This is a genomic window from Pseudomonas fluorescens, from assembly GCF_900215245.1.
GTDB classification, from domain to species: Bacteria; Pseudomonadota; Gammaproteobacteria; order Pseudomonadales; family Pseudomonadaceae; genus Aquipseudomonas; species Aquipseudomonas fluorescens.
The window spans coordinates 4,708,830-4,725,996 of sequence record NZ_LT907842.1; the positions used below are offsets into that span (position 1 = coordinate 4,708,830).

Genomic DNA, 17,167 nt, shown 5'->3' on the forward strand with positions numbered 1-17,167 from the left:
TGGCACGCTTGCCTGGGTAAAACGCAGGGCAAAATGTGGGAGCGGGCTTGCTCGCGAATGCGCAGTGTCAGTCAACGGAGATATTGACTGACCCACCGCTTTCGCGAGCAAGCCCGCTCCCACAGTTGATCTGTGTTGCCAATCAGGGTTGTGTACGGCGCAGGCGCGCATCAAAAGATATGACATCACCGCCTGCTAACAGCGCCACTCACCCTGGCAGTGCGTCGTTGACCGAGGCGGGGCAATGGTTGGGCGACTATTGCGCAGAAGAACTGGCACGCTTGCGTGGGTAAAACGCAGGGCAAAATGTGGGAGCGGGCTTGCTCGCGAATGCGCAGTGTCAGTCAACGGAGATATCGACTGACCCACCGCTTTCGCGAGCAAGCCCGCTCCCACAGTTGATCTGTGTTGCCCATCAGGGTTGTGCACGGCGCAGGCGCGCATCGAATCGGGCATGCGCAGCTCTATGACATCACCGCCACTCACCCTATCAGTGTGTCGTTGACCGAGGCGGGGCAATGGTCGGGTGACTATTACGCAGAAGAACCGGCACGCTTGCGTGGGTAAAACGCAGGGCAAAATGTGGGAGCGGGCTTGCTCGCGAATGCGCAGTGTCAGTCAACGGAGATATTGACTGACCCACCGCTTTCGCGAGCAAGCCCGCTCCCACAGTTGATCTGTGTTGCCATCAGGGTTGTGCACGGCGCAGGCGCGCATCGTATCGGGCATGCGCCGCTCTATGACATCACCGCCACCACCCTAGCAGAGCGTCGTTGACCGAGGCGGGGCAATGGTTGGGTGACTATTGCGCAGAAGAACTGGCACGCTTGCCTGGGTAAAACGCAGGGCAAAATGTGGGAGGGGCTTGCTCGCGAATGCGCAGTGTCAGTCAACGGAGATATCGACTGACCCACCGCTTTCGCGAGCAAGCCCGCTCCCACAGTTGATCTGTGTTGCCAATCAGGGTTGTGCACGGTGCAGGCGCGCATCAAAAGATATGACATCACCGCCTGCTAACAGCGCCACTCACCCTGGCAGTGTGTCGTTGACCGAGGCGGGGCAATGGTTGGGTGACTATTGCGCAGAAGAACTGGCACGCTTGCCTGGGTAAAACGCAGGGCAAAATGTGGGAGCGGGCTTGCTCGCGAATGCGCAGTGTCAGTCAACGGAGATATCGACTGACCCACCGCTTTGGCGAGCAAGCCCGCTCCCACAGTGGATCTGTGTTGCCAATCAGGGTTGTGCACGGCGTTGGCGCGCATCAAAAGATATGACATCACCGCCTGCCAACAGCGCCACTCACCCTGGCAGTGCGTCGTTGACCGAGGCGGGGCAATGGTCGGGTGACTATTGCGCAGAAGAACCGGCACGCTTGCCTGGGTAAAACGCAGGGCAAAATGTGGGAGCGGGCTTGCTCGCGAATGCGCAGTGTCAGTCAACGGAAATATCGACTGACCCACCGCTTTCGCGAGCAAGCCCGCTCCCACAGTAGATCTGTGTTGCCAATCAGGGTTGTGCACGGCGCTGGCGCGCATCGTTAAGCGACCTGTTTGGCCTGCTCGCGCGCTGCGACCAGCTGGCGGGTCAGTGGGATCAGTTGCTTGCCATAGTCGATCGCATCATTGAGCGGGTCGAATCCACGGATCAGGAAGGTGGTGATGCCCAGGTCGTAGTAATCCAGCAACGCTTCAGCGACTTGTTCGGCGGTGCCTACCAGCGAAGTGGAATTGCCCTGTGCGCCGAGCAACCCGGCAATTCCGGTCCACAAACGCTTATCCAGCCGCGACCCTTGCGCTGCTGCTGCCAGCAAGCGCCGCGAGCCTTCATTCGGCGGTTCACGGCGCACAAAGCCATTCTTTTCGGCCAGCGCGGTCGCTTGTTGCAGGATCGTCTCGGCCCGCGCCCATGCCAGCGCCTCGGTTTCGGCGAGGATCGGTCGCAATGACAAGCTGAAGCGAATCGTACGCCCGTGCCTGGCCGCTTCCGCACGCACCTGAGTCACGGTTTCGCGCACCTGCTCATAGGTTTCACCCCACAGCGCATACACGTCGGCATGCTTGCCTGCGACTTCAATGGCGGCCTTGGACGAACCCCCGAAATACACTGGAATGTGCGGCTGCTGCGGCGATTTCACCGTCGAGTGCGCGCCCTCCACCTGATAGTAGGTGCCGTCGAAATTGAACGGCTGTTCGCTGGTCCATTCCTGACGTACCACACTGAGGTATTCGTCGGTGCGCGCGTAGCGTTCGTCCTTGCCGATATGGCTGCCATCGGCGCGCAGTTCACGGTCGTCGCCACCGGTAATGATGTGCACAGCGGTGCGGCCACCGTTGAACACGTCCAGGGTGGCGAATTGGCGTGCCGCCAGCGTCGGTTGGGTAAAACCTGGACGATGGGCGATCAGGAACTGCAGGTTTTTGGTCACGCTGGCGGCCTGTGCGGCGATCAGCGTGCTGTCCGGGCTGTTGGAGTGGAAGGCCACCAGGGCGCGGTCGAAACCTGCGGCTTCGTGGGCGCGGGCCACGCTTTCGACGTAGTCGGGTTGCAGGGTAGGGCCGCTGCGCGGGTGGATCTCGGAGGCGTGGTGGCCGCCGATATAGCCGATGAATTCAATGCTCATGGTCTGTCCTTGCTGATGACGGGGTTAACACCTCCTCCGGGCGTGGGGTCGGTTACTCGGGTCAAAAGTAAGGGCAGCGGGTGGGTCTGTAAAATGCCTGTTGGTTCTAACCTAATTATTAAATTGCCGAATCATGTTGCGTTTAAGTTATCAGTAATGTGCATTAAAGGCCGCACTAAAAGCGCAACCGGACCTTGGCGCACACTGTGCCGTTGCTCGACCCGTCCCAGCTCGACGGCAGCCCGCAGCCGCGCGGCATATCGGGTTTTTCTACCTCACCGGCCACGGGATCGACCCGGCGCTGTTGAGCCAGGTGCAGCAGCAGGCCCGCGCATGGTTTGCCTTGCCCGTCGCCGATAAGCACGCGGTTGGCATGATCAACTCCGCGCACTTTCGCGGTTACAACCGCGCCGCTTCGCAGATCACCCGGGGCCAGCCGGGCCTGCTTGAACAGTTCGAGGTCGGCGCCGAGCTTTTCGTCCATGGCCGGCGTGATCGGTGGCGGCGGCCTGGGCGACTTGGCGAGACGGTATGGCTACCAGCGTTTCACTAACCAGATCATGGTGGTGACGGTCATCGTGTTGGTGGCGCTGGTGCAGGGCGTGCAAAGCCTCGGGGATCGCTGTGTGAGGTGGTTGGCGCATCGGCGCTGAGCGGGCAGTGAGTGATCGGCTTCTGCGCATCCATGGCGCGACCGCTCAAGGCTTACGCCCGGCCTTCAGCAGCAGCGCTTCGAATACCCGTTGCGCGCGTGGCTCGTCACTGTGGGCCACATTGAAGCGCATCGAATCAAGGTGCGCCGGGTCATAGCCGAATAGCGCGCCCGGCGCCAAGACCATGCTGCGTTTCAACGCCTCCTGGGCCAGCTGCTCGCCGTTCACCCCCGGTGGCAGGCGCGCCCAGATAAACATGCCGCCTTCAAAGGCCATCGGCAATTCGCAGCCGCAGCGCTTGAGCCACTGTTCGACACGCCCACCCGATTCCATCAAGCGCTGCACCATACGCTTGCGGTGTTTGGCATAGCTGCCTTCGCTGAGCATGCGATAGACAATCTGTTCGAACAGCTCCGAGGTCACGCCGCCACTCATCAACTTCATGTTGGTCAGGTTGGCGGCCAACTGCGGCGCGGCCACCACATAACTGACGCGTGTGTTGGCGCTGAGGATCTTGGAGAACCCCGACAGGTAGGTGACCTGCTCCAGGCCGGCAAGGGTTGCCAGTCGGGGCGGCGGGTTGGGGTGCAAGTCGCCGTAGAGGTCATCTTCGACAATATGGCAGTGGTAGTGCTGGGTCAGTTGCAGCAGGCGAAACGCCTGACTGGGGCTGAAAGAATGGCCGGTAGGGTTATGCAACACGCTGGTGGTGAGATACAGGCTGGGGCGGTGTTCGGCCAGCAGTTGTTCGAGGGCGGTGAAGTCAAAGCCGTCGGGACGGCGCTGGATAGTCACCACTTTGACGCCATGCAGGGCCAGGTTGGCGTGGAAGTTGAAGTAACACGGCGCGTCCAGCAGCACCGTGTCGCCGGGGCGTGCGAGCAGGCGCATCAGCATGTCCAGGCCCTGCACCGTGTTGGGGGTGGTGATGATTTGCTCCACCGGCACCGACAGGCCGTCGGCGTGCAGTTTCTGTTGCAGGGCCTGGCGCAGCGGCAACAGCCCGGCCGGCGTGCCCAGCCCGGCAATGCGCAACGACGGCGCGCGCACCACGCTGCGCATGGTTTGGCGGATGGCTTCGCCGTTCAACCATTCCTCCGGCAAGTGGCCGCCACCGGGCCGCAACTCGCCGCTGACGGTGACCAGCGGGCGCCGTAACACGCTGAGCAGGTCCTGGGGCAGCAGGTCGACCCAGGTCGCCGAAGTCGGGTGGGCGGTTTCCATCGCCACAAAGTAGCCGCGACCCTGGCTTGAGGTCAGCAGGTTGCGCCCACGCAGACGGTCCAGTGCCTCATTGAGGGTGAACTTGCTCACGCCCAGGGTCTGGGTCAACTCACGCACCGATGGCAACTTACTGCCGGGCGCCCATTCACCGCTTTCGATCGCCTGGCTGAACGCCGCGACGATCTGCTGGACCTTGGGCGTGCCTTCCACAAAGGCGATAGCGGATACAAACATAAACCTTCCTTGTCTTTGCCGGTACTTTTACCGGTGAAGTTAGGCCGGATTAGGCATCACTTTACCTGCCTTGTGCAATGCCGCTCCCCTAGACTGCGCGCCATCTCGCCAGGAGTTGGCGACATTCCCTACAGGCGAGCAATGGATTTCGCATCCTTATGAAGACTTATATGTGCGCACCCTGCGGCTTTATGTACGTAGAAGAATTGGGCATTCCGGAGGACGGAATCCCGGCAGGCACCCCTTGGGAAGAGGTGCCTGAAGACTGGAAATGCCCGGATTGCGGCGTGACCAAGGCCGACTTCATGGCCATCGAAATTTAACCCTCCATCAACGAAAGGAATCGCTCCATGGAAAGCAAACTGATCAACCCCACCGTGCCGTTCTGTACCGGTGTGGCTCACCAGAAATACCTCAGCGCGGAAAAGGGCCTGCAAACCGCTGTCGAAGGCGACTGCACCCACTGGTACATCGACGGCAGCCTGTTCGGTGAAATGGTTGACGACTGGACCGAGGCACGCATCGTCAGCCTGCAGGCGCAGATCGAGGCGAGCGGCGTTCGGCCGATATTCCACGGCAACTTCAAGGCCCCACTGGGCAGTGACGTCGAGGCGTTCCGTGTGGCGGCCGTGGAGTACGTGAAAAAAGAGATCGATATCGCCAGCCGTCTGGGCGCGCCGTTGATCATTCACGGTGGCTGCATCGTCGAGCCGAAAATGGTGCTGATGGCCAAGAAGGTTGCCCTGGAGCACTACCTCAAGTCGGTACAGGAACTGGCAAGTTACGCCGCGGCCAAGGGCACGGATATCTACCTGGAGAACCTGTCCAACTACGTCAACTACCGGCCGTTCCACTACATCTTTACCCACGAAGCTGAATACGCCTTTGTATTCGAGCGCCTGCAAGCGCACAGCAACGTGTATTTCTTCCTGGATGCCGGCCACGCCAATATCGAAAACGGCCTGCCGGCGGAGGTGGTGCGCAAGTATCACCACCTCATCAAGGGCATTTCCTTCAGCAATAACAATGGCGTGCAAGACCAGCACTTCGGCATTCATGACGGCAGCTGTGACTACGCCGACGTGGTGCAGGCCATCGTCGAAACCAATTGGAAAGGCTTGGTGGCGTTCGAAACCCGCAACCAGACCGCCAAGGCTGCCCTGGCTGACCTGGCGCTGATGTACCGCGAATCCCTGACGACCGAAATCGCGGTCGCCTGATGGGCCCAGGGGCGGGCGCTTGCGAGGCCCGCTCCGTTGTTTTTTTCAAACCAAGGTCCCGGACCATGACAACTGCGTTAACACTGTCTTCGTTTCTGTATTTTCTGCTGTTTTGCGCCACCATGACCTTCAGCCCCGGCCCCATGACCCTGCTGCTCTTGAGCCTGGGTTTGAAAGACGGCCTGCGTAGCTCGATCCCGGCGCAGATCGGCGCCACGGTGTCCTACCTGATTTCGATCCTGATCTTTGCCGTGGGCTTTTCGGAGTTGATCAAGGGCAACCTCGCCATTACCCAGACCATCCAGTTTGTTGGCGTGGCCTACATTCTTTACCTGGCCTACAAGCAGTGGACCAGCAGTGGCGTCGCGATCAACAAGGCCGGTGCCGTGGAGGGCTCGCGCAGCCTGTTCGGCAAAGGCTTGCTGACCGGGTTTTCCAACCCTAAGACCATCATCATGTTCAGCGCGGTGTTCCCGCAGTTTGCCGGCTCAGGTGAGCACACCTCATCGGCAGATATCGCGATCCTGGGGTTAACCTTTCTGACGCTGCAATTTGCCAGCGGTTGCCTGTACTGCTATTTCGGCCAGCGCATCAAACACGTATTGGAAAACCCCAAGCGCCGGGTGTTGTTGCAGCGGGTCACGGCGGTGTTGCTACTGGGTGTGGCGTTGATGCTGGCGCGCGGGTTTTCGCACTGAATGGCCTGATCTACAGCCTTATGAGCGGTAGTGGCGATTTGCTGTTGCCCTGATAGACTCCAGGCATTCTCTCAGGATTACACCCGACCATGTCAGCTGCCGGAGGAAATGGACTTCCGCTCGCTTCACGGTTATACAAATCCCGCTTACTGGGGCTGACGCTCGGCTTGGTGTGCGTGGTGTTTGGTATGTATCCCCTGCACCCACCGGCGTGGGTGTGGGTATGGATGGTGATCAACGCCTTTGTCTGGCCGCACCTTGCCTATCAATGGTCGCGCCGCGCGAGCAATTCGCTGCGCAGCGAACGCCGCAACCTGCTGTTCGACTCCTTTTGCGGCGGGTTCTGGGTCGGCGCCATGCACTTCAACCCGCTGCCCGGCGTCACCACGCTGTCGATGATGACCATGAACAACGTCGCCATCGGCGGGTTTCGCTTTATGTTGGCCGGTTGGGTCGCACAGGCGTTGGGTATTGGCGCGTCAATGTTGCTATTGGGTCCGGCGTTTATCGCCGTGACCACCGAGACCCAGCTGTATGCGTGCTTGCCGATCCTCACGCTGTATCCCATGGCGCTGGGGTGGATCTGCTATCGCCAGGCCGTGACCCTGGCCCGGCATAAACGCGAGTTGCTGGCGTTGAGCCGCACGGACAGCCTGTCCGGCCTGCTCAACCACGGCGCCTGGAAAGACCATCTGGAAATCGAGTTTCAGCGCTGCCGCCGCGAGCAGGTCGGCGCGGCTATTGCGCTGATCGACATCGACCATTTCAAGACCATCAACGATACCTACGGGCATGTCACTGGCGATATCGTGCTGCGCCAACTGAGTAAAGTCCTGCGCCAGAACCTGCGGGCTTCCGACATGGCCGGGCGTTATGGCGGGGATGAGTTTTGTGTGATTTTGCCGGATATGCCACTTGCTCGGGCCACGGAAGTGATGGACGCCTTGCGCGATCGCTTCAGTGCATTGGCCTATGTGCAGGACCCGACCCTGCGCGCCAGCCTGAGCATTGGGCTGGCCCCGTATCAAGCCGCCCACGCCGATTCCACCAGTTGGCTCAACGACGCTGACCAGGCCTTGTATGAAGCCAAGAGCAGCGGGCGTAACCGGGTCAGCGCTGTGCAGGGGAGTTGGTTGCGGTCGGTTTAGTGGGGTAGGGTGTTTGCAGCCCCTCCCAACAAAAAACAAGGATCGGTCCATGCTCTTCTCCTTCTCCCGTACCCTCCTGGCCGCGACCCTGGCCTTGTCCTGCGCAATGCCGGCCTACAGCGCCGAACCCCACAAACAGATCCAGGCGGATTCCGAACAGTACCAGGCCGATACCTTGAAACTGTTGGAGCGCCTGGTGAATATTGATTCGGGCTCCGGCTACGAGCCCGGCCTGACCCAAGTGCGCGACATCGCCGTCGATGAACTGAAACAGCTCGGTTTCAGCATCGAACTGGTGCCGGACAAGGCCGCCAACAACAGCCATGTGATCGCTACCCTCAAGGGCACCGGTAAAGCCAGGATCCTGCTGATGGCCCACATGGACACCGTGTTCAAGGAAGGCTCGGCCGCCGAACGCCCGTTCCACATCAAAGACGGCCGCGCTTATGGCCCGGGCGTAATGGATGACAAGGGCGGCATCGTCGCCGGCATCTACGCGCTGAAAGTCCTCAAAAACCAGGGCTTCAAGGACTACGCAAACATCACCTTCCTTCTCGACGCCAGCGAAGAAACCGGCTCCGAGGCCGCCTCCGAGCTGATCCGCAACACCGCCAAAAGCCACGACGTCACCCTCAACCTCGAACCCGGCCGCCCCGCCGACGGCCTGGTGGTATGGCGCAAAGGCAGCGCCACCGCCGTGGTCGAAGTCAAAGGCAAAGCCGCTCATGCTGGTGTCGCCCCGGAACTGGGTCGCAACGCCGCCATGGAAGCCGCGCACCAGATCCTGCAACTGGGCAAACTGGGCGATGAGGAAAAGAAAACCACCATCAACTTCACGGTCATCAAGGCCGGTGACCGCACCAATGTGATCCCCGACCAAGCCACCGCCAAGGCCGACGTGCGTGCTGCGTTGCCGAAAGAATTTGATCGGATCGAGAAAGACCTCGCGCGCGTTTCAGCGAATAAGTTGATCCCTGAAACCGAAGTGAAGACCAGCCTGTTGCGCGGCCTGCCGCCGATGCCGCAGACGCCGGAGTCGGACAAATTGGTGGCGATTGCCCAGGGAATTTATGGGGAGTTAGGGCGCAAGCTGACCATTGAAGGCAGCGGCGGAGCGGCGGATGCAAGCCTGTCCGCCGGGGTTGGGACGCCGACGCTGGATGGGTTTGGGATTGTCGGTGGGAATATTCATACGCCGGAGGAATATGCCGAGGTGGAAAGTGTGGCGCCGCGGATTTATCTGTTGAGCCGGATGATTATGGAGCTTTCCAGGCGCTGATTTGATTGCAGGGCTCACTCATTCCGGTGAGCCCGATTCTCTGGCCCGCTGGCTTATTGTGACCGCTGCGCAACCCAACGCGAGCAAGCTCGCTCGCCACAGGGTTGGGGTTGTCAGTGAGGCAAGTGGTGTTCTTACCATGTGGATGGGTCTTCGAGACTGGCTCTTTGGAGGTCGTCTTTCCAAACCTCGTTGGCTAATCGGTAGATGTCGGCAAAAAAGCTTCGGGGGTCAACTATTTCTGTTTCGTCCCAGGCCATCGTTGAATATTTATCTGGGTCATCCTCAAAAAAACAATGAAAATCAAAGTTTTCTGTATTTAATGCGGCGTCCAGGTTTTCCATTAATTTGTATCGGTGGCGATAGGAAAGCTTGTTGTATGGATCCAGGCAATATTTGAGAATTAGATTTTCTCTATCTTTTTTGTCGTTGGGATCATAGGCGTGAAGCTCTGCTCCCTTGGTTTCCTCTCTGTCGTAAATGTCAAAAACTCCTACGAAATAATACAAGCTCGCATCAAAAGGTATGTGCTCGGAAAATGGGTGAAATAGCATTTTTATTCCTTGATCGGAAATAGAGTAAAAGCGTTCACGTCGCTGTTCCCGCGAGGTTTGAGGTGCAGTTAGTTGTCGCTCATTTACTTGTGCCTTTCCGATTGGATTTTCGAGGCCGGTTACTGGCTTACATCCATCGCCGCCTGGGCAGGTGTTTAAGCCCAGAGGATCCACCCAACCTGTTGGGTTCGGCACGTACTGGTACGCGTTAATCCCACCCGCCAGCTTCACCGGGTCAGGCGTCAGGTAGCGACCAATATCCGGATTGTAGTACCGGTGGCGGTTGTAGTGCAGCCCGCTTTCCGGGTCGAAGTATTGGCCTTGGAAGCGCAGCGGGTTGTCGATTTTGCTGACGTCGAGGCGGGCAATCTCTCCGTAGGCGCGGTAGTGCGCCGACCAGACGATTTCACCGTCTGGGTCTGTAAGCTCCTGCGGTGTTCCGAGGTGGTCGAGTTGGTAGTGGAAGGGCTGGGTGTCTTTAGGGCCAAAGCCTTCCAGCAGTGCCAAAGGCCTAAAACTGTCCGGTTCGTAGAGGTAACTGCGATGACGATCTGCGTGATGTTCGGCAATTGCGAAGACCCGTGGTGAGAGAGCGAGCATGTTCGCTCTCTCACCACGGGGATTGGGCTGTAACGTCGAGTGGTGGCGTTCTTATGCTGCCTATTGGTCTTTGAAACTGACCATGTATTGCTTTAAACGGCTCAAAAGGATCTGCATAAAGATTCGTTGATCAGCTATAGGGTCGCTGAAGTAAGTTGCCATTTTTTTAAATACTGCGTTGAAGTCATCATTAATAGATAAGTAGTGTTCGATCGACTCGATGAACCATTCTTGTTCTGATTTTGTATAAGACAGAAATTCTGGCTTGGTCAGTTCGTCAAAAAGCTCAATAAGTTCTTCTTTGTTGTTTACATTCTTTGAGGAGATGAAATCTTCTCTTTCCGGATTATCCGTATTTTCAATGTCGTATGTGAACAGTAATCCACGGATTATTGCCATGCTTGGATTTTTTTTCATGTTCATCACTCGGTATAGGCAGTTTTTGGTTTTCCATCTTTATCTAGTATTACTCGTGCTTTGCGTTGTTGACTATATTGCAGGTCGCCACTGGAATACCCTTCACCAATCACTCTTCCCATGTCCATCGGCTCCAATGATGCTGCATGACCGTTTCTTCTAAATATTAGCTGTGCTCGATATATCGAATTCAACTGATCCCTATGGCTCAGGTAATGCGTTGCTGCAGGTGGGTATTTAGGTTCTCCTTTTTTCTTACCTGATGTGTAAATCTCAACAATTCCTGTTGTTGGGTTTTTTGCTGATCTGACTCTTTCGAGCTGAGATTCAAATGTTGTCTGGGCGCCGTGTTTTTCTAAAAAATGTGCGCCTGGTGTCTCCTCTTCGAGCTTGTCCAAGCGTCTGTAGGTATTTGCTTCTGCGAGCTCATCAATTTTTGCCAGTCGTTCCGCACGTGTCAGTTGAGGTAACGCGGGCTCTCCGTGATGTACACCTTTAGTTGAGTTTTGAACGTTAGCGCTTGACTTGCAACCATCTCCACTAGGGCATGAGTTTAAGCCTAGCGGATCAATCCACCCTGTAGGGCTCGGCACGTACTGGTACGCGTTAATCCCACCCGCCAGCTTCACCGGGTCAGGCGTCAGATAGCGACCAATATCCGGATTGTAGTAGCGATGGCGGTTGTAGTGCAGCCCGCTTTCCGCATCGAAGTATTGGCCTTGGAAGCGCAGCGGGTTGTCGATTTTGCTGACGTCGAGGCGGGCAATCTCACCATAGGCGCGGTAGTGCGCCGACCAGACGATTTCACCGTCTGGGTCTGTAAGCTCCTGCGGTGTTCCGAGGTGGTCGAGTTGGTAGTGGAAGGGCTGGGTGTCTTTAGGGCCAAAGCCTTCCAGCAGTGCCAAAGGCCTAAAACTGTCCGGTTCGTAGAGGTAACTGCGATGGCGATCCGCGTGATGCTCGGCAATCAGCTTGTCGCCTTGCCAAAAAAACTCTGTCGTTATGCCTCCAACGGTTTTGCTGATCCGTCGCCCAAACGGGTCATAGCGATAGCTGGCTGTTTTTCCGTTCGGCTGGGTGATGCCTATCAACCGGTGCTGGCAGTCGTAGCGGTATTCAGTAACGAGTTGATGGCCTTTGCCACGTCGCTGACGGATCAGGTTGCCAAAGGCGTCATAGTCGTAATGATGATCGCCCTGGATCATCAGGCGGTTGCCGGCAACGATGTCCGGGCCGTGGCCGAAGCGTTCCTGTGCGTCTCGTGGGTGATCGGCCCGAGTCAGACGGGCGAGGGGATCGTAGTAGTGGTACCTCGTCCGCTCCTATTGGGGCCGCTTCGCAGCTCAACGCAAGCTCGCTAACTACAAGGTTTTCTGCTGCCTTATTTGTTTTTTATTTAGAACTTTGTTTTTTCAGGGTTGAGGCCACATGCTTCAACCACGTTCGAGCGTCCTTCCATTCGTTAAGATAATAGTAGTAGCATCCGATGTCGGCGAATAAGTAGTCTTGAAGCTCTTGCTCCGTCTTGTTGGTCATTATTAATCTGTCTAACTCTGACTGTACTTCGGATAGTACGTCCGCAGAAATGTCGGAGATGAAAAAGTCAATTACATCATCTGCGCTCTTGTGGTCGTACGCCCAATCTTGATTAAAATAGCCTGCAAGGAATTGCTGTAGCTCAGGATAGTCTTGGTTCATGGGTTTGGAAATCCAGTGTGAATTCGGTAGCCATTATGCATGTTGTTATCTCTGCGAATGACAAGGTGAATTTCCGTTCCGGGAACGGAAATTGTTGTGTTCTTTTTAAAACTGGTGCCTATAGGGTGTTTGACTTTTTGAATAATGACAATTTGGTTGTTTTGCCCTTCGAGAAAGTTGCTGATCTTGGTTTTGTTGTCATCTAATACGTTTGATATCGCTAACTCTGCCGAAGTGCGATCATGAAAAGTCGAAGCTGCTGGGATGTTTGGTTGTTGTTGCAAACGATCCAGCAATTGCCTATCAGTTCTACCGATGTGTCTTTGCATCAAATGCCCTCCCGCCCGTTCATGTGCAGCTAACCCCCCACCTGGAACTATTTTGCTATACGGGCCTTCAGGACAATTCGTGCTCTTACAACTCAGTCCCAGGGGATCCACCCATCCCGTCGGATTGGGCACGTACTGGTACGCGTTAATCCCACCCGCCAGCTTCACCGGGTCAGGCGTCAGGTAACGACCAATATCCGGATTGTAGTAGCGATGGCGGTTGTAGTGCAGCGCGCTTTCCGGGTCGAAGTATTGGCCTTGGAAGCGTAGCGGGTTGTCGATTTTGCTGACGTCGAGGCGGGCAATCTCGCCGTAGGCGCGGTAGTGCGCCGACCAGACGATTTCACCGTCTGGGTCTGTAAGCTCCTGCGGTGTTCCGAGGTGGTCGAGTTGGTAGTGGAAGGGCTGGGTGTCTTTTGGACCAAAGCCTTCCAGCAGTGCCAGCGGGCGGAAGCTGTCCGGTTCGTAGAGGTAACTGCGATGGCGATCCGCGTGATGCTCGGCAACCAGCTTGTCGCCTTGCCAAAAAAACTCGGTGGTGATGTCGTCGACGGTTTTGCTGATCCGTCGCCCAAACGGGTCGTAGCGATAGCTGGCTGTTTGCCCATTGGGCTGGGTGATGCCTATCAACCGGTGCTGGCAGTCGTAGCGGTATTCAGTAACGAGTTGATGGCCTTTGCCACGTCGCTGACGGATCAGGTTGCCAAAGGCGTCATAGTCGTAATGATGATCGCCCTGGATCATCAGGCGGTTGCCGGCAACGATGTCCGGGCCAGGTCGATCCTGCATCAGCAGGTTGCCCGCCGGGTCGTGGCCGAAGCGTTCTTGCACGTCTTGCGAGTGATCGGCCCGAGTCAGACGGGCGAGGGGGTCGTAGTGGTAGTCGTGTTGGCCTTTACGGGTATCGAGCAGGCGGGTGAGGTTGCCGGTGTTGTCGTAGTCGTATTGGCGCTGGTAGAGAGTGTGTTGCTGTTGGCTGACGGCGTGGGCGTGCAGGCGGTTTTGTTCGTCGTAGTGGTAGTGGCTGAGGAGCTGGCCTTGTTGGCGCTGGTGTTCGCGACCGGCTTTGAACAGGTGAGAAGTGAGTGTTTCACCATTCAGTTCGACGCTGGCAAGGTGGCCGCCTTTGTCGTGGTTGAAGGTGAGGCGGTTGTTGTCCGGCAGACGGAGGTTTTGCAGCTGGCCGCAGGCGTCGTAGCCATAGCGCAAGGTGCCCCAGCCCTGGTGTTCGGCGGTGAGGCGGTTTTGTGGGTCGTATTCGTAGGCCAGCGCCCAGTGGCCGTCGTCAACGCTGAGGAGGTTGCCCTGGCGGTCGTAGGCATAATCAACAAGGTTGCCGTCGGGCAGGGTTTTTCGTACGAGGCGGCCGGCGTGGTCTCGCTCGTAGCGGGTGATTAGCTGACTGCCGTCATCGCCATATTCGGTCTTTTCCGCCAGGTTACCGTTGAGGTCGTAAACGTAGGCGGTGCGCTGGCCATCAAAACCGATTTCCTGCTGGATCAGGCCATTGGGGTGGTAAGCGAGCTGGTAGGTTTCGCCGACTTCGTTTTCGATGGCGGTCAGCAGCAACCGTACGTTGTCGTAGCGGTAGTTGACCTGAGTGCCATCGGCATTGATGCGGCGGCTGATCAGGTGCAGGCCGTCGGCGTATTCGTAGCGAGTGACGTGGCCCCGTTCATCGCGTTCGGCGGTGATTTTTCCGTAGGGGTTGTAGCTGTATTCCCGCGTAGCTCCATCGTGCCGGGTCAGTTTCAGCAGACGCCCGGCGGCGTCCCATTGATACTGGGTTAGCGCTCCATGCTCTTCCTCGCGTGTAATCTGCCTACCAAGAGCGTCATAGCGATAGCGTTTGATAGCGCCATTCGGCAGTTGCTCCTCAAGCAACTGACCGCGTTCATTCCAGACCAGCCGGTGACAGCTGTTATCCGGATACCAAATCCCGCTCAGTTGCCCGTATTTGTCGTAGCTGCAGTCCGTGACATTCCCGTCGGGATCAGTCTTGCGAATGACGTCGCCCTGGTCGTTGCGCTCATACTTCCAGACCGCCTCACCACGCCGTACAACCCGTACGAACCCGTTATCGTGCTCGTAGGAAGTCGGTTCATCCTCCCCAGGAAACAACGCCACCAACCGTCCGGCGTCGTCGTACTGATACGCCGTCACCGCGCCCAACGGGTCTTGCTCGACCGTCAGCCGGCCTTTGTCGTCATAGGACTTGAAGTGCTCGGCGCCGTCGGGATCAATACGCTGCACCAGCCGCGCGCGCTGGTCATGCACGTAAACTTCGCGACTGCCGTCAGCGTTGTGAACCGTGACCCGGCCGTTGTCATCCCACGCATAGCGCGTGTCCATCTGCGAAAAGCTGGCCCAGTGCCGGACACAGCGTGCCGCTTTGCCAGCCCGTTCCCACGCCCAGAAGAAGCTCGCCCCGCCGGCGAGCTGCCGCTCCAGAATGACGTGCTGATCGTCGTACCGATAAACCTCGCTTTCACCGACGGCGTTGGTCGCTGACACCAGTCGGCCAAGGTCATCGTAGGCGTAGGCAACGACGGTCTGTTCAGTCACCCATTCAAAGGGTTCAGGCCCTTTGGCGCGATGAACCTGGTAGTCCACGGCCGCGATGCGACCAAACGCATAGCGCAAAAACAGCGAGCGGCCCGCACCGTTATCCAGTCGTTCGATTCGCCCCAAACGATCTCGAACAACCCGCAGGCGGTTGTCATACGCATCGCTGATGGCTGTGAGTAAACCGTCGCGGAAATGGTAGAAACGTGACGCCTGAGCCAGCACCAGTTCATCGGGCAAAGCGCCCAAGTAAATCGCGGCTTCGGCCAGGCTGTTGGTAATCACCGGTCGGGTGGCAGAAGGCAAGGGCAGGGCAGTCGAGCGGTTCTCATGATCCGTCCACACCACCGAATCGCCATCCACCACCAACCGCTGGGCCAGCGCATGACTCCAGCCAAACCCCAGCCCGCAATCCACGTCCACCGCACTGGTGCGATACAACCGTGTCCACTCAAACGGCAATATCCCGTCCAGCACACCGTCGGTGAGGGTCAGCAGTTCCTCGCCGGTCACCATCGACACCGGGCAACCGTTGGTGGCCGTCTTGTCCGCCGGGGCCGCCGCATCGCCGTTCGGGTTCTTACCCGCAGCCGGCACATCGTCGACAGGTTCCTGGCGCACCAATGTCGTCTGCTGGGTCTTCTTACGAACCGCCGGTACCGGGTTGGAAACCAACTGATCCCCAGCCTTCAACGACACAAGCGGCACGGTCTTGATCTGTGTGGCAGGGCCACCGAGCATCAAGGGCTTAACCGCTGCCAGATGCGGCTCCAATATCGGCCCCACCAACTGACCCGCCAGCGTCTGCAACCAGTTGCGCACCCGCCTTGATTTGATAGGGCCCAATACCTGAGCACCCAGCCGAAGTTGCACGCCCATACCCCGGGTCGCCCAGATCAGAAACAAGTTGATCAATACTTCGCCGGTGACCTCTCCCAGCAGCTCATACATGTCTGGCGGTGGAAGCATGCGTATCCAGCCGACCATGGCTGACAGATAGATGAACAACAGCGGTTCGTCGCTGAGTACCAGCAGACCCTGCGCAATGGCGTCCTTGCCCAGTTTCAGCAGATCGTCAAGTTCGGTTTGGGAGATGTATTGCAGCAACTTTTGGCTGTTGGTTCTGATATCCGCCAGCAGGTCATACAGTTGCGTAAAGTTGTCCCACAGGTTGTAGAACGCTTGGCTGATCCCACTGGCAAATGCCACGCCTTGCATCGCGCTACGCTCAATAGGCGTGGCGTTTGCAAAGTCGGTCCATTGGGCGCTTGAGGTCTTAGTCCACTCATCGCGCAGGCGAACTTCCAACTCCGCAATCACCGACTGATAAGACGCATACAACGCCTTGACGTGATCTTTGGAAACGTTGGGGTAAAACGTAATTTGGTATCGCTGATCACGTGTGCATTCTCTGACTTCAAGAATGCCGCTGGGGCCGATGGTGTGATGGATGGGCGGCCCTGTCGGGCTGCCATCTACGGCAATGGCTTGCAGCATCACCGGCGTATTGCCGATCGGCACGAACTGCGTGCTTTCGAACATATGCACCAGGGTCAAGGAACCCTGGGCCTTGCACATCGCAACTGTGGGGCTTGGCGCTTTGGAAGAGACCGGCGCTACCAGTGCGACGTCTTCTCCAACCTTGAACACCTGCTCCACTTCCAGCGCCGAACCACTCCAGAAGCTCTCGGCCCATTGGTCAAAAGTGTTCAGGCACTCTCGAAAATCACGGAAGACGCTTTCAACATCCGGTGCTTTGGCATCCATGGGGGCCAGGACAAACCTGGCAATGACCGGAATCATGGGTAGGCACCGTCACCCGGCGCCCTAACAAAGAAAACCATCCGCAATCCCTCGCACTGTTGAGTCAGGCGAAGGACTTTGCAGAGGTTTTAAGGAGAGATCTGTAGAGCTTGTCCGGCTGTTAC

At 57.6% G+C, this 17,167-nt stretch carries 11 protein-coding genes and 4 pseudogenes; 8 read left to right on the top strand and 7 right to left on the bottom strand.

From position 1 onward, the window contains the following. Positions 1 to 408: 408 nt before the first annotated feature. Positions 409 to 567, top strand: coding sequence for a hypothetical protein (locus tag CPH89_RS30230; protein WP_155512294.1), 159 nt, complete (start codon positions 409 to 411; stop codon positions 565 to 567). A 970-nt stretch (positions 568 to 1,537) separates the two neighbouring features. On the opposite strand, the gene CPH89_RS22095 is transcribed toward CPH89_RS30230, so the two are convergent. Continuing rightward, the gene (locus tag CPH89_RS22095) at positions 1,538 to 2,620 is read right to left on the bottom strand and encodes an LLM class flavin-dependent oxidoreductase (RefSeq protein WP_053255590.1); all 1,083 of its coding nucleotides are present in this window, start codon (positions 2,618 to 2,620) and stop codon (positions 1,538 to 1,540) included. 194 nt (positions 2,621 to 2,814) lie between these two features. Here CPH89_RS22095 and CPH89_RS22100 point away from each other — a divergent pair. Further along, positions 2,815 to 3,092: pseudogene (locus tag CPH89_RS22100) on the top strand (2-oxoglutarate and iron-dependent oxygenase domain-containing protein); the annotation flags it as partial. Between the two features lies 1 nt (position 3,093). Further along, positions 3,094 to 3,273: pseudogene (locus CPH89_RS22105) on the top strand (metal ABC transporter permease); the annotation flags it as partial. Positions 3,274 to 3,318: 45 nt separating this feature from the next. Here the strand turns inward: CPH89_RS22105 and CPH89_RS22110 are convergent. After that, positions 3,319 to 4,731 carry an aminotransferase-like domain-containing protein gene (locus CPH89_RS22110; protein ID WP_053255592.1) on the bottom strand — a complete coding sequence of 471 codons (1,413 nt, stop codon included), beginning with the start codon at positions 4,729 to 4,731 and terminating at the stop codon, positions 3,319 to 3,321. Between the two features lie 158 nt (positions 4,732 to 4,889). Between CPH89_RS22110 and CPH89_RS22115 the strand changes: the two genes are divergently transcribed. From CPH89_RS22115 to CPH89_RS22135, 5 genes are all read left to right on the top strand, one after another. Beyond that, complete coding sequence (locus tag CPH89_RS22115; protein WP_053255593.1) at positions 4,890 to 5,054, top strand: rubredoxin; 165 nt, start codon at positions 4,890 to 4,892, stop codon at positions 5,052 to 5,054. A 27-nt stretch (positions 5,055 to 5,081) separates the two neighbouring features. Continuing rightward, positions 5,082 to 5,951, top strand: coding sequence for a sugar phosphate isomerase/epimerase family protein (locus CPH89_RS22120; protein WP_053255594.1), 870 nt, complete (start codon positions 5,082 to 5,084; stop codon positions 5,949 to 5,951). 65 nt (positions 5,952 to 6,016) lie between these two features. After that, on the top strand, positions 6,017 to 6,649 hold the full coding sequence (locus CPH89_RS22125; RefSeq protein WP_053255595.1) for a LysE family translocator: 633 nt from the start codon (positions 6,017 to 6,019) through the stop codon (positions 6,647 to 6,649). Positions 6,650 to 6,738: 89 nt separating this feature from the next. After that, positions 6,739 to 7,797, top strand: coding sequence for a diguanylate cyclase (locus tag CPH89_RS22130; protein ID WP_053255596.1), 1,059 nt, complete (start codon positions 6,739 to 6,741; stop codon positions 7,795 to 7,797). Positions 7,798 to 7,846: 49 nt separating this feature from the next. Then, positions 7,847 to 9,076 (top strand): M20/M25/M40 family metallo-hydrolase, encoded by a 1,230-nt coding sequence (locus CPH89_RS22135; RefSeq protein WP_053255597.1) that lies wholly within the window; start codon positions 7,847 to 7,849, stop codon positions 9,074 to 9,076. A gap of 667 nt (positions 9,077 to 9,743) precedes the next feature. Here CPH89_RS22135 and CPH89_RS22145 read toward each other — a convergent pair. The 5 genes and pseudogenes from CPH89_RS22145 to CPH89_RS22165 form a co-directional block, all read right to left on the bottom strand. After that, a pseudogene (locus tag CPH89_RS22145) lies at positions 9,744 to 10,200 on the bottom strand (RHS repeat domain-containing protein); the annotation flags it as partial. Positions 10,201 to 10,290: 90 nt separating this feature from the next. Beyond that, entirely contained in the window at positions 10,291 to 10,647 is a 357-nt protein-coding gene (locus CPH89_RS22150) for a hypothetical protein (protein WP_053255765.1), read from the bottom strand. 5 nt (positions 10,648 to 10,652) lie between these two features. After that, positions 10,653 to 11,960, bottom strand: a pseudogene (locus tag CPH89_RS22155) (RHS repeat-associated core domain-containing protein); the annotation flags it as partial. 79 nt (positions 11,961 to 12,039) lie between these two features. Then, positions 12,040 to 12,345, bottom strand: coding sequence for a contact-dependent growth inhibition system immunity protein (locus tag CPH89_RS22160; RefSeq protein ID WP_053255599.1), 306 nt, complete (start codon positions 12,343 to 12,345; stop codon positions 12,040 to 12,042). Beyond that, a complete protein-coding gene (locus CPH89_RS22165) occupies positions 12,342 to 17,042 on the bottom strand; it encodes an RNase A-like domain-containing protein (RefSeq protein WP_053255600.1) in 4,701 nt (1,566 codons plus the stop codon). Before CPH89_RS22165 ends, CPH89_RS22160 begins: the two co-directional genes overlap by 4 nt. Positions 17,043 to 17,167 lie beyond the last annotated feature (125 nt).